This is a genomic window from Flavobacterium sasangense DSM 21067, from assembly GCF_000686885.1.
Lineage (GTDB): Bacteria > Bacteroidota > Bacteroidia > Flavobacteriales > Flavobacteriaceae > Flavobacterium > Flavobacterium sasangense.
Window position 1 is genome coordinate 90,210 of record NZ_JMLU01000006.1, and the last position, 22,514, is coordinate 112,723.

General features: G+C 33.0%; 15 protein-coding genes. 5 read left to right on the forward strand and 10 right to left on the reverse strand.

Annotated features, from left to right (window positions below; genetic code table 11):
• The first annotated feature begins 58 nt into the window (after positions 1 to 58).
• A complete protein-coding gene (locus BP92_RS0106560; protein WP_026725329.1) occupies positions 59 to 535 on the forward strand; it encodes a TspO/MBR family protein in 477 nt (158 codons plus the stop codon).
• Between the two features lie 66 nt (positions 536 to 601).
• Here BP92_RS0106560 and BP92_RS0106565 read toward each other — a convergent pair whose 3' ends face one another.
• On the reverse strand, positions 602 to 1,186 hold the full coding sequence (locus tag BP92_RS0106565) for a hypothetical protein (protein ID WP_026725330.1): 585 nt from the start codon (positions 1,184 to 1,186) through the stop codon (positions 602 to 604).
• 158 nt (positions 1,187 to 1,344) lie between these two features.
• Here BP92_RS0106565 and BP92_RS0106570 point away from each other — a divergent pair, with 158 nt between their 5' ends.
• Both BP92_RS0106570 and BP92_RS0106575 read left to right on the forward strand, forming a co-directional pair.
• Positions 1,345 to 2,979, forward strand: coding sequence for a tetratricopeptide repeat protein (locus tag BP92_RS0106570; RefSeq protein ID WP_026725331.1), 1,635 nt, complete (start codon positions 1,345 to 1,347; stop codon positions 2,977 to 2,979).
• Positions 2,979 to 4,337: an LPP20 family lipoprotein gene (locus BP92_RS0106575; protein WP_026725332.1), complete on the forward strand. Its 1,359-nt coding sequence runs from the start codon at positions 2,979 to 2,981 to the stop codon at positions 4,335 to 4,337. The genes BP92_RS0106570 and BP92_RS0106575 overlap by 1 nt, the downstream gene beginning before the upstream one ends.
• Here the strand turns inward: BP92_RS0106575 and BP92_RS0106580 are convergent.
• The 9 genes from BP92_RS0106580 to BP92_RS0106620 all read right to left on the reverse strand — a co-directional run bounded on the left by BP92_RS0106580 (position 4,315) and on the right by BP92_RS0106620 (position 17,630).
• Positions 4,315 to 5,538 (reverse strand): BaiN/RdsA family NAD(P)/FAD-dependent oxidoreductase, encoded by a 1,224-nt coding sequence (locus BP92_RS0106580; protein WP_026725333.1) that lies wholly within the window; start codon positions 5,536 to 5,538, stop codon positions 4,315 to 4,317. The two genes, BP92_RS0106575 and BP92_RS0106580, sit on opposite strands and share 23 nt — an antisense overlap.
• A gap of 89 nt (positions 5,539 to 5,627) precedes the next feature.
• Positions 5,628 to 7,064 (reverse strand): alpha-amylase family glycosyl hydrolase, encoded by a 1,437-nt coding sequence (locus BP92_RS0106585; protein WP_026725334.1) that lies wholly within the window; start codon positions 7,062 to 7,064, stop codon positions 5,628 to 5,630.
• A gap of 11 nt (positions 7,065 to 7,075) precedes the next feature.
• Positions 7,076 to 8,014: an alpha/beta hydrolase gene (locus BP92_RS0106590; RefSeq protein ID WP_026725335.1), complete on the reverse strand. Its 939-nt coding sequence runs from the start codon at positions 8,012 to 8,014 to the stop codon at positions 7,076 to 7,078.
• Positions 8,014 to 9,849 (reverse strand): glycoside hydrolase family 13 protein, encoded by a 1,836-nt coding sequence (locus BP92_RS0106595; RefSeq protein WP_026725336.1) that lies wholly within the window; start codon positions 9,847 to 9,849, stop codon positions 8,014 to 8,016. The genes BP92_RS0106590 and BP92_RS0106595 overlap by 1 nt, the downstream gene beginning before the upstream one ends.
• Positions 9,850 to 9,857: 8 nt before the next feature.
• The gene (locus tag BP92_RS0106600; protein ID WP_026725337.1) at positions 9,858 to 11,972 is read right to left on the reverse strand and encodes a glycoside hydrolase family 97 protein; all 2,115 of its coding nucleotides are present in this window, start codon (positions 11,970 to 11,972) and stop codon (positions 9,858 to 9,860) included.
• A gap of 102 nt (positions 11,973 to 12,074) precedes the next feature.
• On the reverse strand, positions 12,075 to 14,357 hold the full coding sequence (locus tag BP92_RS0106605; RefSeq protein ID WP_026725338.1) for a glycoside hydrolase family 65 protein: 2,283 nt from the start codon (positions 14,355 to 14,357) through the stop codon (positions 12,075 to 12,077).
• Positions 14,358 to 14,401: 44 nt separating this feature from the next.
• Positions 14,402 to 15,052: a beta-phosphoglucomutase gene (gene pgmB / locus BP92_RS0106610; RefSeq protein WP_026725339.1), complete on the reverse strand. Its 651-nt coding sequence runs from the start codon at positions 15,050 to 15,052 to the stop codon at positions 14,402 to 14,404.
• A gap of 3 nt (positions 15,053 to 15,055) precedes the next feature.
• Positions 15,056 to 16,402 (reverse strand): MFS transporter, encoded by a 1,347-nt coding sequence (locus tag BP92_RS0106615; protein WP_026725340.1) that lies wholly within the window; start codon positions 16,400 to 16,402, stop codon positions 15,056 to 15,058.
• Between the two features lie 205 nt (positions 16,403 to 16,607).
• Positions 16,608 to 17,630 carry a LacI family DNA-binding transcriptional regulator gene (locus tag BP92_RS0106620; protein ID WP_026725341.1) on the reverse strand — a complete coding sequence of 341 codons (1,023 nt, stop codon included), beginning with the start codon at positions 17,628 to 17,630 and terminating at the stop codon, positions 16,608 to 16,610.
• 224 nt (positions 17,631 to 17,854) lie between these two features.
• On the opposite strand from BP92_RS0106620, the gene BP92_RS0106625 reads away from it, so the two are divergent.
• Together BP92_RS0106625 and BP92_RS0106630 are read left to right on the forward strand one after the other, a co-directional pair.
• The gene (locus tag BP92_RS0106625) at positions 17,855 to 20,935 is read left to right on the forward strand and encodes a SusC/RagA family TonB-linked outer membrane protein (protein ID WP_026725342.1); all 3,081 of its coding nucleotides are present in this window, start codon (positions 17,855 to 17,857) and stop codon (positions 20,933 to 20,935) included.
• Positions 20,936 to 20,946: 11 nt separating this feature from the next.
• On the forward strand, positions 20,947 to 22,497 hold the full coding sequence (locus tag BP92_RS0106630; RefSeq protein ID WP_026725343.1) for a RagB/SusD family nutrient uptake outer membrane protein: 1,551 nt from the start codon (positions 20,947 to 20,949) through the stop codon (positions 22,495 to 22,497).
• Positions 22,498 to 22,514 lie beyond the last annotated feature (17 nt).

Consider the following 22,514-nt stretch of genomic DNA (forward strand, 5'->3'; position numbering starts at 1 on the left):
CGATTTTGATTGATTTGTTCCCTTGATATTTCGTTAATTTGCCTATAAAATTGAAAACATGAGTAAATATCTTAAAATCATATACTGTGTTGCCATTTGTTTGGCTGTTGGTTACTTATCTAGTAATGTAACACAATCTAGTATAAAAACCTGGTACCCAACAATTGAAAAACCAATTTTCAATCCCCCAAATTGGGTTTTTGCACCGGTTTGGACCATGCTTTTCATCCTAATGGGAATTGCTGCAGGAATGGTTTGGAATAAGTTAGAATCGAACAAAGAATTGGTAAAAAAAGGATTGTTGTTTTTTACGGCACAACTTCTTTTAAATGCTTTATGGTCGTATTTGTTCTTTGGACTGAATAATATTTTATTAGCATTTATCGAGATCATTTTACTTTGGTTAATCATTTATGAAACATATCTTGTTTTCAAACAAATAGACAAGAGAGCTTCTTATTTATTGATTCCTTATTTGTCTTGGGTTGGGTTTGCAACAATTTTAACTGGAACGATATATTGGTTAAATCGATAATCAACATTTATAAAATAAAAAGGCGACTTCAAACTGAAATCGCCTTTTTTTATATTTTGAAAAGGATTATTTATTTCCCATTTCTTCCATTTCTTTATAGAAAGTTTCTTTGAATTTTTCGTAGTTATAATCTACTTTCAAACGATCATCAGCAGAAATTCTATTGTTTAAAGTATTCAATAAAGCAGCGTTATTTAACTCAATTGCAATATATGTTTTGTATTTACCTGCAGCTGTTTTAGTTAATTCCTCACAAATTGTTTTAGTTCCAGAAATTGACTGATTGATTACCTCACGGCTTAACCCTTCATATTTAGCAATATATTCTTGTTTTCCACCAGAATTTACATCGTTAAAGTAGTTATCAATAACTGCTTTTAATGTTACTTCTATTTGACCTGCTAATTCTAAACGCGCATTACTTAATGCCATTCTTTTAGAGTTTGCTTGATCTGGACTTTCGCCAACACTATTAGCTCTAAAAAAATCTTTATCAGTAAAGTATTTTGGTCCACTACATAAAACTTCTACTTTAACTTCTCCTTTTGGAGCATCTACTGGTTTTTCTTCTTTTTTACTTCTACAAGAAGCTGCACCAAGGACTAATAAACCTACTAAAATTGTATTTCTCATGTTTGTAATTTTTCTCATTTTTGTATAATTATTGTTAAACACTCATTTTTGGTATTAAATTTGAAAGATTTGTCAATATTAACAAAAAAAACAACTCGAAAAAACGTTTGTTTGTTATTTTTGTTTTAAAATTGTCAACTGAACTTTAACACATTTTACAAAATACGTGCCAATTTATGAAAATAAACATTACTCCAAAATATTTAATCGTATTCTTATTCTTATTTATAATTTCTTGTAGTGTAAAAAACTCTACCTTAAAAAAAGGTGCTGAAATGGAAAAATTAGGCAACTTCAAACAAGCCTCAGAATTGTATTTGGGTGTTTTATACCGAAAACCAAATCTTCCAGAAATTGAAAACGCATTGAGAAGAAGTGCTCAATTGCATATTTCTGAAACAGCTTTCACAATTGCCACAAAAAACGAAAAAGGAGATAAAGAAGGTGTTGTAAATGAATATTACAATCTGAATGGTTTTGTAAATCAAGTAAATGCTTTCACAAAAAATCTTGATATTGATCAACAAACGAAAGCGATTTACAACAAAAACTTAGATCAATATTTAATGGGGCAATATGATTTAGGAATCAAATATCTTTCTGAGAAAAAATTCGCAGAAGCTGAAAGTGTTTTTAATGATATTTCTCGTTTTAACCCTAATTACAAAGACACTCCAAAACAACTAAGTATTGCCATAAATGAGCCTGTCTATTTGAGCGGAATTCAACTTTTTGGAGAAAAAAAATACATGCCTGCTTATGATAAATGGAATGAAATTTACACTCGTGAGGCTAATTATAAAGACGTAAAAAACAAATTGCAACAAGCATTAAACGAGCGTTACAAAGAAGGAAGTTATTATTTAATGCAAGAAAACTTCAAAGAAGCAGAATTGGCTTTTGAGCAAGTTAAAAATATCAACAACAACTATTTAGATGTAAAAAATCTTCATCGTGAAGCTGCTAGTGAACCTATTTATCGTAAAGCGATTAAAGATTTGAAGAAGGGAAAATGCAGAACCGCTTATTTAGGATTGGATGACATTATTCAAAGATTCGATAGTTATAAAAATGCAGATGAGTTAAAATCGGATGCTTTAGTATGTGCAGAATATCCAATTATTGTAGAATCATATAGAGGAAGAAACTCAAGTGGTTTTGAAAGTAACATTCAAAATGCGGTTATTGAAGATATTTTAGCAAGTAAAAATCCGTTTGTAAAAATCATTAAAGGGAGCAATGACATTTCTTCTCCGTATTATAATATTTCGGAGACAAGCAAAAACAACACACAATTGAAGCGATATATAGAAAATTTTTATGTAAGAACAAATGCAAAAGCGGTTTTAACAATACATATTAATCAATATCAGTTACAAGACGAACCTGTTAGAAGTTATGATGTTAATGGATTAGAAGTAAAAAAATTAAAGGCTCGTAATGGTTCCGATTCGCTTGTTGAAAAATCAGTAGTGTATAAAGAATATGAAAAAAGAAGTACGTTACAATCCAACATTACGTATCGATTAGTTGAAATTACAACAGGCAAAATTTTGATGCAAAAAACCATCCAAAAAAATGATGAAAAACAAATTCGATACGCTCGAAATAATAATTCAAACTATAAACTGATTTATCCTACGCGCACCATTGCTGACCGAATAATGAGAGACGAATCGAACTATAAAAACTTGCAAGCGCTTTTCCAAACTAGCGATCAAATTAACAGTCAATCTCTAGCTGAGAACATTTTAACCGATTTTAGAAAACGAATTGTTTCCGAAATTTTGCTTTTTAACCCTGAAGAATAATGCTTAAATATATCGTTTTACTTACTAGTTTTTTTGTTTTTTTCTCATGTGGAAGTTCTAAAAACAATTCCACAATTCCTGAAAATGCTCCAGAATGGGTTTCCAAAACTCCTTTGAGTAATTTCAATTATATCGGAATTGGTATGGCTCCAAAATCATCATCTGATTATAGAGAAAAAGCACAAAAAATGGCGCTGACTGAAATTTCAAATAGCATTTCGGTTACCGTTTCTAGTAACAATTCGCTAAACGTTTTTCAATATGATGATACTTTTAATGAGTTTTATCGCATGAACAGCATGGTTTCTAGTGCTGCTTTTTTAGAAGGTTATGATATCGTGGATATTTTTGAAACTGAAAATTATTATTACACCTATTTAAGTTTATCAAAACAAAAACACCAACAATTAAGAAAAGCCCGAATTAATAAAGCATTAGAAGCTTCGATTTTCAAATTTGATTACGCAAAAAAACTGACTGCTGAAAAAGATTTTTCTGAAGCGATCAAACAACAAATTTTAGCCTTAGAAGATATTAGTGAGTTTTTAAACGAAGATTTACGCTACACTGAAAATCAGATAGAAAAGCCCTATGTTAGTCTTTTGATGAACACCATTTTCACTAATTTAAATCAAATTGAAATATTGTTTCCAGTAAAACAACTGAACATTAAACATGCTGCTGACCCAAAAGACATCAACATCGAATCTATAACCATTAAATCGCAAAACAAGACACTTAGCAACATTCCTGTTTCTATTTCTTATTCTTGGCAACCAGGACAAAGTTTGGATTTGGTTTCAGAAAGCAATGGTACAATTTCATTAGTAATTCCGAGAAATTGTAGTAAAAACAATTCGGAAAAAATCACAGCAATTTTAGATACGTACTCTTTAGTTAAAAATTTAAGTCAAAACCGAGTGGTTCAAAAGATATTTGAAAATTATCAATCTAAAAAGTTTGAACTATCCATTGCAAAACAATTACCTGTTATTGAATTAGATATATTTTTAATTGATAAATCTAAGAAAAATTTAAATGCCTTAGAAGACGAATTGTTTCAGATTTTTTCTGCTGATTATTTCACCTTAGCTTCAAGAAAAGCAAAAAAAGATTTTACCATTACTATCGAAAGTAAAAAAATTGAAAACTTACAAGTAAACGGTAAAATTTCCACGAAACTAGAAAGCCGAATTAAAATTACAAATTCTAGCAACCACATTGTATATCAAGAAATCTTGTACAACATCATCGGAATAGGTTCTAGCACTGAACTAGCCGAACAAGATGCTTTGCAATCGTTGATGGATAAAATTAAAATGGTAAATTATACTGTTATGGTTCAATCGATGTTATAGCATTAGCCACAATAAATCCGCCTGTCCAAGCATTTTGAAAGTTAAAACCTCCAGTAATCGCATCGATATTTAGAATTTCGCCAGCAAAAAACATATTGGGTAAAATTTTGCTTTCCATGGTTTTGAAATTCACTTCTTTTAAGTCGATTCCGCCAGCAGTAACGAATTCTTCTTTAAACGTACTTTTTCCGTTAACTTGAAATTCGCCATTGGTTAATTGTTCAGCTAACGTATTCAATTGTTTCTTATTCACATCTGCCCATTTGGTTTCTTCTGTAATTCCTGCTGCTTTTACAAGATTTTCCCAAAGACGTTTTGGCAATTCGAAATGCGCGTATTTTGAAACTAATTTTTTAGAATTTTCTTCTTTGATATTTTTCAACAAATCGATGGCTTCTTCAAAATCAATTTCGTTTAACCAATTGACTTGAATAGCAAATTGATATTTTTTATCTGCTAATTCTCGAGCTCCCCATGCCGAAAGACGCAAAATTCCAGGGCCGCTCATGCCCCAATGCGTAATTAATAAAGGTCCAGATGCTTGTAATTTTGATTTTTTTACTTTTACGGAAGCCAAAGTGGAAAGTCCCATCAAATCTTTGATTCGAACATCTTTGACATTGAAAGTAAATAATGACGGAACAGGTTCAATAATGGAATGCCCCAAATTTTGTAGTAATTCCCACATCTTAGGATTACTTCCTGTTGTCATTACCACTTTTTGGGAACTAAAAACCTCTTGATTCGTAGAAATTTTCCAATAATTTTCACCTTGATATAATTCCTGAACACTTTGCCCAGTTAAAACATCAATTTTTAATTTTTGAGTGGCTTTTAAAAAACAATCGATTATGGTTTGAGACGAATTAGAAACGGGAAACATTCTTCCATCGTCTTCGATTTTGAGTTCTACTTCGTGTTTTTCGAACCATTCAATAGTATCTCCAGAGCAAAATTGATGAAATGGTCCTTTTAATTCTTTTTCACCTCTTGGATAAAATTTAACCAATTCATTTGGCACAAAACACGCATGGGTAACATTACAACGACCCCCACCAGAAATACGCACTTTTTCTAAAACGCTTTTTCCACGTTCTAAAATAGCTACTTTCAATTTTGAATTTTTCTCTACAATATTAATTGCAGTGAAAAATCCGGCAGCACCTCCGCCGATTATAATGATGTCGTAATTTGAGTTCAATGAATTTGTTTTTGCAAATATCGGTAATTTCAAAATAAAAAATCCTATCGACTTGCAATAGGACTTTAAGTATTGTTTTATAAGGATTCTTAATTGTTTAATATGAAATATTGAAAAGGTTGTAGCGTGATGACTTCGTTATCTTTTAAACTCATTGGCTTTCCCGTCATGTAATTAGTAAAATCTCCTTTTATCGCTACTTTTGAATTAATTGGTTTGCTTGAAAAATTCGCAATATAAACTACTTTTTTACCGTTTTTCTCACGAGTGAAAGCTAAAACATTCGTATCATCATCTGTCTTGATTCGGCTATAATTCGCTTTATTTTTCCCTCCGTTTAACGCAGGATTTTCAGCTTTAAGCTTTCCTAATTTTGCTCTTAATTCCCAATCTTTTCCTTTTGTTTTTGGAATTGAATCTTTTTCAAAAAATTTCAAACTGTGATTCAAACCATATTCATTTCCGCTGTAAATTAATGGCATTCCTGGCATCACATAAGACAAAGCTGTCATCGCTTCTTCTCCTTTACCTAATCTTCCTTTAATCGTTCCGTTCCAAGAATTCTCATCATGGTTGTCAACAAAATTCATCAAAATATCATCCGCTTCATAATCTTTATTTACCTTTTTAATATATGCATCCCATTCTTTCACGGTATTTTTGCCTTGTGCGATTCTATTCATGGTATGATGCGCTTCCCAACCATATGCCATATCAAACAAACCATCTTTTAATAATTCTGGCTCCCAAGCTTCTGCCAACATGAAAATATTTTTCTCTCTTCTTAATTGAGGAATAGCTTGTTGCCAAAAATCTAAAGGTACATTTCCTGCCACATCACAACGGAAACCATCGATATTTTCGTTCTTTATCCAATGCAACATATCAGAAGTCATCTCCTTGCGAAGTTCTTTATTATCATAATTTAAATCAGCAACATCAGACCAACCCCAAGATTTACCCGTTTCTGGATTGATTGGATCAATGATTTCTCCTTTGGCATTTTTTGTGTAATATTCTGGATGTTCTTTGATCCAAACGTGGTCCCAACCTGTGTGATTTGGTACCCAATCCAAAATCACATACATGCCATTATCATGCGCTGTTTTTACTAAATTTCTGAAATCTTCAATTGTTCCAAATTCCGGATTTACTTTTTTGAAATCGGAAACCGCGTAGTAACTTCCTAAGTATTTGTGTTGTTCTTCTTTTGGCATTTCTGAAGCAAACTTACTATCATCACCACCTGTTGCTTTTCTTTTCGTTTGTGAAATAGGGAAAATTGGCATCACCCAAATGATTTTTACTCCCAATTCTTTTAACTGTGGAATGTCTTTAGTAAAGGCATTAAAAGTTCCTTCTGGCGAATACTGACGGATATTTACTTCATAAATAACAGCACTTTCTTCTACTTCAGGAGAAAATTTTGCGATTTCAGTTTTTGAATTTTCTGCCGTTTTTTCTGTTTCGTTTTTACAACTAAACAAAGTTAAAACAGCTAATGCAGTAACGATTGTTTTTTTCATTTTTTATAGTTTTATTTTCCAAACATAAATTCTAACGGAATATGAATCCTTTTTTGCCAAGAAGCTTCGGAATGGTTTTCACCTTCAAACTTTAAATTTTGAGAATCTACTTCTGTATATCCTTTTACTTTTAAAATTTCATCAACTCGATATTCGTATTTTAAGTAGAAAGCATCCAAAGTTTCCGTACCATAATCAAAATATATTTTGTGATTTTTAGCTTCGGGTAATTTCTTTTCCATATACGCGAAAAAAGATTCCGGAATGGGATTGTTTTCAAATTCTCTAAATCCAATCCAATGCGTTGACAAACAAGTTGCTTTTCCAAATACATTTGGATATTCACACAAAGCATACATCGAAATCAAGCCTCCCATACTCGAACCCATAATGGCTGTGTGATTAGCAGTAATAAAAACCGAATACTTTTTATCAATGTAAGGCTTCAATTCTTCCACAATAAATTTCAAATAGTGATCCGAATTTATTTTGCTGTCATCAAATGGAAATTGCGATTTTTTAGCTTCAATTTGAATTTTCTCTTTTAACTCATTTGAAAGCGATTCGTAAGGTTTTTTTGGATACAAATCCATGTGACGTAAATTTGGAATGTTCCAAATAGCCACAACAATAAAATCATTTACTTTATTTTCTTGCATCAGTTGGGATGCCACTTCATCAACCTTCCATTCTTGTTTGTTCCAAGTTTTAGTTGAATCAAAAAGCATTTGCCCATCATGCATATACAAAACATTGTACTTTTTTGTTTTAGAATAGGTTTTTGGTAACCAAACATCAACCGTTCTTGGCACAATATATTTTGATGGAAAACTTTTTACTCTTTCTATATTTCCTTCAAATTTTCCTGAATTTTCAAGAGCATAAGATGTTATCTTACTTTGAGAAAAAGCAAAACAAGAGCATAATATAAAGAGTAATAGTTGTTTCATTATTTCAATTCTAAAATCATTGCCGATTTTCCATCTATCGCTAATTCAGTTTTTAAATCGATGGTTTTTCCTGAAAGAATATCATTTCCAGAAGTAAACAATTTGATATTTTCCTGAAAACGAGTAAGATTCAATTTCTGAGAATCTGGAGCATTATTGATAACCACCATAACCGTTTCTTTGTCATTGTGACGGAAATATACATATACATTATTTTCAGGAATGTAATGCGTTAGTTTTCCAGTATGAATGACTTCTTTGTTTTTTCTCCAATTCAGAACTTTCTTTGAAAAATTGAAATATTTTGATTGCTCTGCTGTTCTTCCACTAGCAGAAAATGCATTGTTAGTATCGCCTTTCCAACCACCAGGGAAATCTTGACGAATATCGGCATCTCCTTTTCCTTTGTCTCCTGCCATTCCAATTTCAGATCCATAATACAATTGCGGAATTCCTCTCATGGTTGCCATAAGGGTCATTCCTAATTGGTATTTTTTGAAATCGTTTTGATAAATTTGATTAAAACGCCCAGTATCGTGATTCTCTAAGAAAATCAATAGATTATTTGGGTCGGCATATAAGAAATCGTTTACGAAATTCTCGTAAAATTTAATCATTCCGTTGCTCCAATCCGCTCTATCCTCATTGAAAACATTTCCAAAAACATCATGCAATGTAAAATCCATTACACTTGGTAAGTAGGAATTATAACTTTGAATTTTAGCAATTGGACTGTCTTTTTGCCAATACGAAATTTGGGCTTGATCGTGCATCCAAACTTCCCCTACAATATTGAAATAAGGATATTCATCGGTTATGGCTTTGGTCCATTTTGCGATTCCTTCTTTATCGTTGTAGGAATACGTATCTACTCTAAATCCATCTAAATCGGCATATTCTATCCACCAAATCGCATTTTGAATTAAATAATTCAACACCAAAGGATTCGACTGATTTAAATCGGGCATGCTTGGCACAAACCATCCATCCATACATAATTTAGCGTCTATTTTTGAACCGTTTGTGTCGTATTGTGTGGTCATGCGATAGTTACTTTGTTTGTAACCTGGAAATTGATGAAACCAATCGTAAGTTGGCATATCTTTGAACATCCAATGTTCGGCACCCCAATGATTCGTCACATAATCTTTGATTAATTTCATGCCGCGTTTGTGCATTTCATCGGCAAGCTTTTTATATTCTTCATTGGTTCCGTAACGCGGATCGATTCTATACACATCCGATTGACCATAAGTATGGTAGGAATAGCCTTTGTCGTTATCTTCACACATTGGTGTGCTCCAAATTGCTGTTGCTCCTAATTCTTTGATGTAATCTAAGTTATTGATAATGCCTTGAATATCGCCACCATGTCTTCCTCCTGGTAAACTTCTATTGGCTTTTTCTTGTAATTCAGGCGAAGAATCGTTATTTGGATTTCCATTTGCAAAACGATCCGGCATCAATAAATACATCACATCAGAAGCATCAAAACTTTTACGAAGCGCTGAATTTGGTTTTCTTTTTTTGATTTCGAAATTCCTTTTGAAAGATTTTTTACCATTGGTAAACGTAAATTGCAATTCTTGTGCTTTTACATTTTTAGTATCAATTGTCACGAAAAGGTAATTAGGATTTTCGGTTTTAGTTACATTCGTAATTATTACATTATTAGAAACTTGTACCGAATTTTGTGCGATATTCTTTCCGTAAAATAATACTTGAATTTCGCTTTTATTCATTCCTTCGTACCAAAACGGTGGTTCCATTCGATCAATTTGTGCCGAAAGCGAAAGTGTGAATAAGGTAATTAGAGAGAAAATTATTTTTTTCATAGCTTATATTATTTAACCTCAACAATACTAATAGCGTAGCCACCGCCAGCTGCCGTTCTTAATTTCAATTTAGTTTTATTGTTTACTTTTTGTTTTGAAATTTTGTAAGCTTGTGGATTCGTTTTGTAATCCGCATCGGCAGCATCAGCGTAAATAATGGCTTCGTATTTTTTTCCTTTTTCTAAGAAATCTAAAGTAATAGTGGATGTTCTAGCATTGTATCCGTTTGAATTTCCAACGAACCAATTGTTAGAATTTTTATCTTTTCTTGCGATGGTGATGTAATAACCTGGCTCAGCTTCTAAATATTTCGAAGTTGACCATTCAACAGGAACATCTTTTATGAATTGGAACGCATCTAAGAATCGATTGTAGTTTTCTGGTAAATCGGCAGCCATTTGAAGTGGCGAATACATTACCACATATAATCCCAATTGATTCGCTAAGGTTGTATTCACATGTGAATTGTTGTTTGGATTTAATTTGGCAATATCCATTTCAAAAACTCCTGGTGTGTAATCCATTGGACCACCAAGTAATCTCGTGAAGGGCAATAAAGTAGTATGATTTGCTTTTGAACCACCAAACGCTTGGAATTCTGTTCCACGAGCTGATTCGTTACCAATCATATTAGGATACGTTCTACAAATTCCTGTTGGACGAACCGCTTCATGCGCATTAATCATGATTTTATAATCGACTGCTTTTTCAATCACATATTGATAATGATTTAAAATCGATTGACTATAATGATGTTCGCCTAAAGGTAAAATGTTACCTACATAACCCGTTTTAGCAGCATCATATCCATTATCATTCATAAATTGAAATGCTTTGTCTAAATGACGCTCATAATTTCGAGTTGAACCAGAAGTTTCGTGATGCATAATCATTTTCACACCTTTAGATTTCGCATATTCGTGAATTCCTTTTACATCAAAATCAGGGTAAGGAGTAACGAAATCGAATACATAATCTTTTTCGTGACCGAACCAGTCTTCCCAACCTTCGTTCCAACCTTCTACTAAAACCGCATCGAAACCATGTTTAGCAGCAAAATCGATATATTCTTTTACGTGTTTGGTATTTGCTGCGTGTTTACCATTTGGTTTAGCTTTGGTGAAATCCGTTACTCCTAATTGTACGGATGGAATTTCATCGGTGTATGCCCAAGAGCTTTTTCCGGTAATCATTTCCCACCAAACTCCGATGTATTTTACAGGTTTAATCCAAGAAGTATCTTCTATTTTACAAGGTTCATTTAAATTCAATGTCATTCTAGAAGCTAAAATATCACGAGCATCTGCACTTGCAATTATCGTTCTCCATGGCGAAACACATGGCGCTTGTAAATGTCCTTTATTTCCTTTAGCATCAGGAGTTAAATGCGATTGAAAAACTAAATTTTTATCGTCAAGATTCAAATGCATGCAAGAATAATTGATTAATGCCGCTTCGTGAATGTTGATGTAAATTCCGTCCGCAGTTTTTAACATCAAAGAAGTTTGTACTCCTGTATCTGAAAATTGTTTTTGTGATGCATTCTCAGAAACAGCACCTCGGAATAACTTTCTAATCTCAGTCAACTTACTTTCTGTAAAATCGTATTCTTGTGTATCATAATCACCAGGAATCCAAAATGCGGTGTGATCACCAGTCATAGCAAACTCGGTACGTTCTTCTTTTACTACAAAATACGTTAGGTTTTTTTGTTCAGGGAATTCGTAACGGAAACCTAAACCATCATTGAATAATCGAAAACGAATGATTACTTGTCGTTCCGTTTCGTTTTGTTTCAGAGTTAACGCTAATTCGTTGTAATGGTTGCGGATTTCGGTTTCCTCACCCCAAACGGTATTCCAAGTTTCATCGAAAGTGTTACGAACTTCGTTTACCAATTTAAAGTCATTTAATAACGACTTTTTATCTTTTTGAAGTTCTAAACCCAACTTACTTTTTTTGATGATTTCTTTGTTTTTCATGAAAAGTTGGTACGTTGGTGTACCATCATTTTCTAAAGCGAAAATCATCTTGAAATTCCCATTTGGCGATTTTAATTCTTGAGCATTCATCCCAAGAATCGAAAAAACCATTACTAATACTGAAACAAAATATTTATTCATATGTTTAAATTTTATTTTTTAGCGGTAACATATGGTATCGCCTTTTTTAATCATAGGTGTTTGCTTATGCAAACTTTTTGTTAATGGCGATTTCATGTCTTACTATTTTATTAATTGCGATTCTCCGTTTACAAAAACATCCACATCTGAATTTCCTTCAATAGAAACGTATGTTCCTTCTTGTTTTACTTCTACTTTTACAATAGCGTTTCTGAAATTCACTTTGAAAGAATAGCCTTTCCATTGTGCTGGAATTTTTGGTTCAAAATGCAATTGGTTATTTTTAACACGCATTCCACCAAAACCTTCAACGATACTCATCCAAGTTCCCGCCATTGAAGTAATGTGCAAACCTTCTTCGACTTCTTTGTTGTAATCGTCTAAGTCCAAACGCGAAGTTCTTAAATAAAACGTATACGCTTGTTCCATTCTACCTAAAACAGCCGCTTGAATGGAATGTACACAAGGCGAAAGCGAACTTTCATGAACGGTAAACGGTTCGTAAAAATCGAAATGTTTTTCTAATTGTTCTTTAGTAAAATGATCTTCGAAGAAATAGAATCCTTGTAACGTATCGGCTTGTTTGATATATGGTGAACGTAAAATTCTATCCCAAGACCATTTTTGATTAATTGGTCGTTGCGATTTATCTAAATCCGCTACGGTAATCAATTCTTTATCTAAGAAACCATCTTGCTGTAAATATACACCGTGTTCTTCGGAATAAGGAAAATACATATTATCTGCCACCTTTTTCATTGCAGAAATTTCGGCTTGTGATAATTTCACTTTATTCATGATTCGGGTATAATCCGATGGATATTCGTTTTCAATTTTATTGATTTGTTCAACAGTGTAATCAATACACCATTTTGCTATATAATTTGTGTACCAATTGTTGTTTACGTTGTTTTCGTATTCATTTGGCCCCGTAACACCAAGAATCACATACTGATTTCTATATGTTGAAAAAGTAGCTCTTTGATGCCAAAAACGCGCAATTCCGATTAAAACTTCTAAGCCTTTTTCTGGAATATAGGAATAATCACCTGTAAATCGGTAATAGTTGAAAATAGCGAAAGCGATGGCACCATTTCTATGAATTTCCTCGAAAGTAATTTCCCATTCATTATGACATTCTTCTCCGTTCATCGTTACCATTGGATACAAGGCAGCTCCATTTTTGAAACCTAATTTTTCTGCATTTTCGATGGCTTTGTCCAATTGGTTGTATCGATAAGCTAATAGATTTCTAGCAACTTGTTGGTCTTTGGTTGCCATATAAAAAGGAATACAATAGGCTTCGGTGTCCCAATATGTAGAACCTCCGTATTTTTCACCTGTAAATCCTTTTGGACCAATATTTAATCTGGAATCTTTTCCTAAATAAGTTTGATTCAATTGGAAAATATTGAAACGAATTCCTTGTTGGGCTTTTACATCGCCATCAATAGTAATATCGCTCATTTCCCAAATTTTACCCCAAGCTTCTTTTTGGTTTTCAGTTAATTGAGCAACGCCAATTTCTAATGCTTTTGCAATGCTTTTTTTAGCAGCTAAAATCGTGTCCTCATGATTCATTGAAACGGTGTAACCCCCAATTTTTTGAATAGTAGTCGACTGCCCTTTTGTAACCGCAACTTGATAGCAAAATTGAATCTTTTCTTTCGTTTCTTCAACACTCACTGGAGCAACACTCAAATTAGAACCTTCTAACAAAATACTATTTTGCATAAACGTTGTAGCTGTAAAATGTGTTTTGAAAGTTCTAGCCGTTACGAAAGCTTCGTTTCCTGAATGTTTTACGCTTATTGGTTCCCAAAATTTTTCTTCCCAATTGGCATCTTCGTTATGAACTCCAGCGTCAACATAAGGTTTGAAAACAATTTTTGCATCCGAATTTAAAGCCGTTATTTCATAATTGATAACGCCGACTTCGTCCAAATCTAATGATAAGAAACGTTGTACTTTTACAGCGATTTCGATTCCATTTGCTAGAGTGGCATTAAAAGAACGATAATAAATTCCTTCTTTCATGTTCAATTCACGACGGAAATTAGAAACCGACTGACATTTGGCTAAATCTAAATTTTCGCCATTGATTTCAATGTCAATTCCAATCCAATTTGGCGCGTTTAATACTTTAGCGAAATATTCAGGATAACCGTTTTTCCACCAACCTACTTTTGTTTTATCGGGATAATAAATTCCGGCAATGTAGCTTCCTTGAAACGTTTTGCCCGAATAGTGTTCTTCAAAATTAGCGCGTTGCCCCATAGCACCGTTTCCGATACTAAATAAACTTTCAGAAGATTTAACTCGCTCTGCATCAAATCCTTCTTCAATAATCGACCAATTGTCGGGTTGTATATAATCTTGATTCATTTTTGTAATATGTCAATTTGTTAATGTGTCAATTAGTCAATTTCTTAACCAATTAATTGCGATAAAAAGGCTTCATCAATAAAAGTGAAATCTTTAAAATTGTACTTTGCTTCATGTAAGACGGTGGCATCGCCAATTCCTACACTTATCATGTTGGCAATATTAGCCGCTTGAATTCCCGCTACTGAATCTTCAAAAACGATAGCGTTTTCATTTAAAACTACTACCAATTGTGCTGCTCTTAAAAATACTTCTGGATCAGGTTTTGCGTTTGAAACGTCATTCCCGTCAACAATAGCATCAAAAAAGTGCATGATATTGGTTTTTTCTAAAATAGGACGCGCGTTTTTACTTGCCGAACCTAAAGCAATGAATTGGTTTTTACTTTTCAGATATTCCAATACTTTTAGTACACCTGGAAGAATTTCGCTTTCGTCCATGTCTACTAAATAGGAAAGGTATTCTTCATTTTTTTGAACCAACCATTTGTTTTTATCTTCTTGGGAAGCTTGAACATTTCCCAATTCTAAAATAATGTCTAATGAACGGACACGGCTTACACCTTTTAAACTTTCGTTATGTTCGTGCGTAAATTCGATTCCTAATTGGTTGGCCAACTTTTGCCAAGCTAAAAAATGATATTTAGCCGTGTCAACAATTACGCCGTCAAGGTCGAATATGAATGCTTTTTTCATGGTCTAAATATCTTTTTGATCTTTAACTTTTAATACCAAAAGGGCAGCCAATAGGAAACTCACACCGCTCATAACAATAGCATAAATAGCATGATCGTTATAAACGTATTTCACTAAAGGACCACCAATTAAAGCATTAATAATTTGTGGAATTACAATAAAGAAGTTGAAAATTCCCATGTAAACACCCATTTTTTTAGGTTGAATAGAACCCGCCAAAATAGCATAAGGCATAGCCAAAATACTTGCCCAAGCGAATCCGACTAAAATCATTGAGAAGATTAAAGCTTCTTTATTTGGCATAAAGTAAACAGAAATCAATCCGATTCCACCTAAAACTAAAGAAAGTGCGTGTGTTTTTCTTCGTCCAATTTGTTTTGCGATGTAAGGCAACGCAAATGCTACTACAGCAGAAACTGCATTATAAACTCCGAAAATAATTCCTACCCAATCTCCAGCAGATTGAAATTCTGGACTTTTAGTATCACCTACTGATAACCCATAAATGTGTTGGGCAATTGCCGGAGTTGTAAAAACCCACATTCCAAACAATCCAAACCAAGAAAAGAATTGTACCCAACTTAGTTGACGCATCGTTTCTGGCATTTTTGCAAAATCTGAAAAAACATCTGAAAGTTTGGCTTCATTGGTTTCACCAATAGCTTCTTTGTGTTCTTTCTCGTCTCTAAATTGTTCTAATTCTTCAGGAGAATATTCTTTAGTTGTGAAAATGGTAATTAATATTGAAGCAACTAAAATAATAGCTCCAATAATAAAAGAATAAATTAAGTTTAGTGGAACTGCAGAAGCTTCTGAAGGTTGATTACTAATTCCAAACCAATTAGTTAAAACATAAGGCAACCATGATCCTACCACGGCACCTATTCCAATTAAAGCAGTTTGAACACTGAAACCTAATGTGTGTTGGTCTGCTCTTAAATTATCTCCTACCAAAGCACGGAACGGTTCCATTGCAATGTTAAAAGAAGCATCCATAATCATCAACATTCCAGCACCCACCCAAAGAGCAGGCATGAAAGCAATGAAAATTTCGGCTTGCGGCATTAAAATTAAACCAACTGATGCTAAGATTGCTCCTGCTAAGAAATAAGGTTTTCTTCTACCAAATTTAGACCAAGTGTTATCGCTATAATGTCCGATTATAGGTTGTACAATTAATCCCATTAAAGGAGCAATTATCCAAAACCATGACAACTCATGAACATCGGCACCAAAGAGCTGAAGAATTCTACTTGCGTTAGCATTTTGTAGGGCAAAACCCATTTGGATTCCCAAAAAACCGAAACTCATGTTCCAAATTTCCCAGAAACCTAATTTACGCTTTTCCATTATCGTAATTTATTGATTAATAAATCGATAAGCGTTCTATGTACTTATCAAAACTTATGTTTTTAGAAGTGAACTTACAAGCTTTGATTTCACAAATATAAAAGGTTATTTTTAATAAATAATCGCTTTTTGTCAAATATTTTTTATTCGAATAGTGTAAATTAAAATTTTAACTAATTGATTTTCAATAAATTAAACTCAACTATCACGATTTCGTAGATTCTCGAATTATTAGATTCGTTTCGATGATTTCGGTTTTGTAATGTTCGTCTTCTTCATCTTCTAATTCCAACCTTTTGATTAGCATTTCGGCAGCTTTTCTTCCCATTTTAATACCATTTTGACTGATGGTGGTAATGGTTGGAGTGGAATATTTAGAGATAATTCCATCCGTAAAAGCAACAACTGATAAATCTTCTGGAATTTTGATCCCTTTAGCCATCGCTAATTTTATTGCGGTTACAGCAAATAACTCATTAACCGCCAAAATAGCATCTACCGACTTGTTTTCTAATAATTCATTAATTTTTTCATCGCAATGCTCAGTATCTTCAATTCGAATTATTAAGCTTTCGTCTACCTCAATTCCGTGATCGTGTAAAACATTTAGATAACCATCTGTTCTTAATTTCCCAACACTAACGTAATCTACTGTAGTTAGTAAGGCGATTTTCTTCAATCCTTTTGAAATTAAGAAATTAGTTGCTTCATAAGCTGCCAATTGGTCATCTATAATTACTTTATCACACAAAATATCATTAGAAATTCTATCAAAAAGCACCACAGGCATTCCTTGATTAATCACTTCTTGAAGATGGTGAAAATCTTTCTTTTGTTGGGTTTCTTTTGATAACGACATGATAAATCCATCAGTACTGCCATTAGCTAACATTTCCATATTGATGACTTCTTTGTCGAAAGACTCGTCAGATAAACACACAATAACGTTATAACCACATTCGTTTGCCACTTGTTCAATTCCGCTAATTACTGTAGCAAAAAAGTGATGTACAATCTCAGGAATGATAATACCAATTGTCTTAGTTTTCTTATTCTTTAAACTTAACGCAATATTATTAGGCTTATAGTTGTATAATTTAGCAAAAGCTTGTACTTTTAAGCGAGTATCTTCGCTGATTTCTGGGCTGTCACGAAGGGATTTTGAAACAGTTGAAATAGATACATCTAATTCTTTTGCGATTTGCTTTAAAGTAACTTTTCTTCTCATAAGAATTTTAGTCGGTTATAATTTTTTAATAAATGTAACTTATTTTTTTGGGTCTTGCAATATTATGCTAAAAAATAGCTCAAATCCATAAAGTTTTCAACACGAAAACGTTTTCGAAAGGTTTTTCGCAAAACTCAATTTTTTTTGTATAGATTTTTACATAAATTTAACATTAGAAGTGAATTTACAAGCGATTAAAAAACAATTTAACCTAAACAATTTGTATGAAAACACTGCAAAAAAAGTTATTGCTTTTGCTACTGATGTTACCCTTTGGCTTATTGGCACAAAACACTCTCAAAGGAGTTGTTTTAGATGGCACTAACAACCAGCCATTACCAGGGGTTAACGTATTAGTCACAGGCACAACTAATGGAACTACTACCGACTTTGATGGAAATTTCACTTTAACAAACATCAAAAAAGGAGAAAAGATCTCATTTTCTTATATTGGTTTCACAGATGAAACACTAATTTATGAAAATCAGAAAACTATCACAATTACTTTAAAAGAAGATCAAAAAGAATTAAAAGATGTTGTGGTAATTGGGTATGGGACAACAACAAAAAAAGATGCCACCGGATCTTTGCAATCAATTACAACTAAAGATTTCAATAAAGGTGCTATTATTTCTGCAGACCAATTACTTGTAGGAAAGTCACCAGGTGTTAGAATTACAAATAATGGGGGTCAACCAGACTCTTCACCTAACATCCGAATTAGAGGTGGTGCATCATTAAACGCAAATAGTAGTCCTTTAATAGTAATAGATGGGATACCTGTAGACAATACAACTCCAGCTGGTGTTAGTAACCCATTAAACTTAATCAATCCAAACGACATTGAAAGTTTTACAATTTTAAAAGATGCTTCTGCAACAGCAATTTATGGATCAAGAGCTTCTAATGGTGTAATTATAATTACAACTAAAAAAGGGACTAATGGAACACCAGAATTTAACTATTCATCTAATGTTACGATTGGGAAAGTAGGTAAAAAAATTGATGTAATGAATGGAGAACAATTTAAAAACTTCATTCAAACTTATCACCCATCGTACACAAATTTCCTTGGAATTGACGATCCTACAACTACAGCTACTGATGACCCTAGTACTCCTGAAATTGAAGGAAGAATACTTTACAACACGGATTGGCAAGATGCTATCTACAGAACTGCTATTTCGACTGATCACAACTTCAGTGCAAAAGCTAATTTATATGGCAAAATTCCATTCAGAGCTTCAATTGGATATACTAAAAATGAAGGTTTAGTTAAAACCAATGATTATGAAAGATTGAGTTATTCATTAAAAATGACTCCTAAAGTTTTTAGTGATCATTTAAAGATTGATGCAAATGCAAAAGGAATTTTTACTAATAAAAATGCAATTGATGAAGGTGGTGCTTTAGGTGGTGCGATTAACATGGACCCTACTAAACCAATCCGAGATAACTCATCTACAAACAGATTTGGAGGCTATTATCAAGATTTTGTTCTTGACGGCAGTGGAAACCCAACAAACACAATCAGTGGACAATATAATCCAGTAGCATTATTAATGCAAAGAACTAGACCAGAAAGAGCGGTTCGTTTCCTTGGAAATATTGAATTTGACTATAAAATGCATTTCTTACCAGAATTAAGAGCGGTAGTAAACTTAGGTCTTGATGCTTCAGAAGCACAAATCAAAGAAAGATTCAGTAATAATGCTATGGCAACATATCGTGTAATAAACTCTGGAGCTGATTATGTTTTCAATCCTGGTAAAAACTACGAGGAAAATCAAACCATGACCAACACTACACTTGATTCTTATTTAGTATATACTAAAAGTTTAAATGGCTTTTTAACAAAATTTGATGTTCAAGGAGGTTATTCTTACCAAAATTTTAAAAACGATGGTAATAAAGAAATTTATCGTTATAATGAAACAACTGGTGTAAGAGAAATTCTACCTAATGATAACAATCCAAATAACAGATATTACAACGTATTAAATTTACAATCTTTCTTTGGAAGAGCAAATTTTGATTTGGCAAACAAATATCTTGTAACACTTTCTTTGAGAGCAGATGGTTCTTCATTATTTAGAGAAGACAAAAGATGGGGATATTTTCCAGCTGCAGCTCTAGCGTGGAAATTAAAAGAAGAAGAATTTATCAAAAACATTAATTTCATTAACGATGTTAAAGTTAGATTAGGAGTTGGTAAAACTGGTCAACAAGACATTACAGGAAATGTAGGATTTTACCCATCAACTCCATTGTTTACAATCGGTAGCAATAATAGTCAATATTTAGATAATTCAAATCTTTACTCTGCTTTAGTATTTAATGAAGATTTAACTTGGGAAAAAACTACTACTTATAACTTAGGTATTGATTTTGATTTATTCAAAAACAACTTCTTATCAGGTAGTTTTGATATTTACAGAAGAGAAACAACTGATTTATTAGCAAGAGTTCCTTTACCTCCTGGACAAGGTTTATCTGATACTTTTATAAAAAATGTTGGTAGTACCGAAAGTAAAGGTTTTGAATTAAGCTTAAATTTCAAACCTGTAAAAACAGATAATTTCAACTTAGAAATCGCTACAAACGTAGCTTACAGTTATGTAGAAATTACAGATCTTAAAGATGTAACTACTTTATCAGCTGGAGGAAGTTTACCTACAGGAACAAATGTAAACATTGCGCAAAATGCCGTTGGCTTCCAACCATATTCTTTCTGGGTTTTCCAACAACTATATGATGGAAATGGCGCTGCTATTCCTGGTGCGTTTGTTGATAGAAATGCTGATGGCGTAATTACTAATGACGACAGATATTATAAAGCTGTAACTCCAAACTGGACTTTTGGCTTTGGAATTAACTTCAACTACAAACAATGGGATTTCAGCTCTAGTTTTAGAGGACAATTAGGCGGACAAGTGTATAACGCAAGAAAATTAACATCTGGTTGGGTTGACAGATCTATTCCTACAAACTCAAATAGCTTATCGAACGTGTTAGATTTTTATAATGGAGCTGCTGATATACAATTTCAAAACTACAACGGAAATGCAACATTTTCAGATTACTTCTTAGAAGACGCTACATTCTTACGTTGTGAAAACATTGTTCTCGGTTACCGTTTTAACAAATTCTATAAAAACTCTTCAATGAGAGTTTATGGAGCAATAAACAATCCTTTTATTTTAACTAAATATACAGGACAAGATCCTGAAAACTTCGGTGCAATTGATAATAATTTTTATCCAAGACCTACTAGTTTCACATTTGGTTTAAACTTTGACTTTTAATAAAAAGAAATATGAAAAGAATTAAATTATTTGGTTTAAGTGTACTGCTACTTGCTTCGTTATCTGCTTGTACCGATGACTTAAATACAGAACCAAGAGTAGAATTGTCTTTAGAGCAATTGCTACAACAAGACCCTAATGCTATCACTGGAATTATGTCAAAACTATATGGCTCATTTGCACTTTCAGGTCCTAATGGCCCAGGAAGTTCAGATATTAGTGATGACCCAGGAGAATCTCCATTCTTAAGAGGAATTATCAATCTTCAAGAATTTACAGCTGACGGAATGAAAAACCGTTGGGGAGACAATGGTTTAGACCAATTAACAACAGCTTCAAATTGGGATGAAAACAACAAATTTTTCAGATATTTATATAATCGCGTGTACTATACTGTTCCACAATGTAATAACTTGTTATTAGTCTTAAACAATGTAGATGTACCTAATAAACAATCTGTAATAAGTGAAGTTCGTTTTTTACGATCTTTAGCATATTATTACATGATAGATTGTTTTGGAAAAGGAGTTTTAGTAACGGAAGCAAACGTAGGTCAATCTGCTCCACTTCCAGAAGCTTCAAGACAACAATTATTTGATTTTGTTGAATCGGAATTATTAGCTATTGAAAATTCAATCGCTACTTCTAACGATTACGGAAGAGCAAACAAAGCAGTCGTAAGAATGTTATTAGCTAAACTTTACTTGAACGCAGAAGTGTATACAGGAACTGCTCACTATACAGAAGCATTAACTTATACTAAAAAGGTAATTGATGAAGGTGGATATACACTTGCTACAAATTTTGTAAGTAACTTTTCAGGAGACAATAGAACTTCTCCTGAAATCATCTACCCTCTAATTGCTGATGCTTTAGTAAGTCAAAGTTTTGGTAATACTACATACATTGTTAATGGAAGTATGAATAGTGCTACTATGAACACTATTGCATTTGGAAATCCTGGTGGGAATGATGCATGGGCTGGACACAGAGCAACAAAATCTTGGTATGGACTTTTCGGTGATTTAGGCACTTCAACTGACGATAGAGCACAATTGTTTTGGACCTCTGGTCATCAATATGAAATGGTAGACTATAAAGAATGGACACATGGTTATCCATCTGTTAAATTTAGAAATAGTAATTATTTTTCAGCATCAACCCCTACTGTATTCTCTGGAACAGATTTCCCTTTATTCAGATTAGCTGATGCCTACTTAATGTTTGCAGAATGCGTTGTAAGAGGAGCTTCTGGAGGAACTATTAATCAAGCAACTGATTATGTTAATGCAGTTAGAACTAGAGCAAATGCATCAACAATAACTCCTGGTCAATTAACTCTAGATTTTTTAATTGACGAAAGAGCTAGAGAACTTAACTTAGAAGGACACAGAAGAAGTGATCTAATCCGTTTTGGTAAATTTACTGGAGGATCTTACTTATGGCCTTGGAAAGGAAATACTCAAACAGGCACTAGTATTCCAAGCACTTATAATGTTTTCCCTATTCCTTTAACAGCATTACAAGCAAATCCTAATCTAACACAAAACCCAGGTTATTAATATAAAAAGTATATCAA

Coding starts and splice junctions, on each gene's coding strand:
- BP92_RS0106575 (WP_026725332.1), top strand. CDS start 2,979: ATGCTTAAATATATCGTTTTACTTACTAGTTTTTTTGTTTTTTTCTCA.
- BP92_RS0106615 (WP_026725340.1), bottom strand. CDS start 16,402: ATGGAAAAGCGTAAATTAGGTTTCTGGGAAATTTGGAACATGAGTTTC.
- BP92_RS0106560 (WP_026725329.1), top strand. CDS start 59: ATGAGTAAATATCTTAAAATCATATACTGTGTTGCCATTTGTTTGGCT.
- BP92_RS0106605 (WP_026725338.1), bottom strand. CDS start 14,357: ATGAATCAAGATTATATACAACCCGACAATTGGTCGATTATTGAAGAA.
- BP92_RS0106590 (WP_026725335.1), bottom strand. CDS start 8,014: ATGAAACAACTATTACTCTTTATATTATGCTCTTGTTTTGCTTTTTCT.
- BP92_RS0106595 (WP_026725336.1), bottom strand. CDS start 9,849: ATGAAAAAAATAATTTTCTCTCTAATTACCTTATTCACACTTTCGCTT.
- BP92_RS0106630 (WP_026725343.1), top strand. CDS start 20,947: ATGAAAAGAATTAAATTATTTGGTTTAAGTGTACTGCTACTTGCTTCG.
- BP92_RS0106620 (WP_026725341.1), bottom strand. CDS start 17,630: ATGAGAAGAAAAGTTACTTTAAAGCAAATCGCAAAAGAATTAGATGTA.
- pgmB (WP_026725339.1), bottom strand. CDS start 15,052: ATGAAAAAAGCATTCATATTCGACCTTGACGGCGTAATTGTTGACACG.
- BP92_RS0106585 (WP_026725334.1), bottom strand. CDS start 7,064: ATGAAAAAAACAATCGTTACTGCATTAGCTGTTTTAACTTTGTTTAGT.
- BP92_RS0106570 (WP_026725331.1), top strand. CDS start 1,345: ATGAAAATAAACATTACTCCAAAATATTTAATCGTATTCTTATTCTTA.
- BP92_RS0106625 (WP_026725342.1), top strand. CDS start 17,855: ATGAAAACACTGCAAAAAAAGTTATTGCTTTTGCTACTGATGTTACCC.
- BP92_RS0106565 (WP_026725330.1), bottom strand. CDS start 1,186: ATGAGAAAAATTACAAACATGAGAAATACAATTTTAGTAGGTTTATTA.
- BP92_RS0106600 (WP_026725337.1), bottom strand. CDS start 11,972: ATGAATAAATATTTTGTTTCAGTATTAGTAATGGTTTTTTCGATTCTT.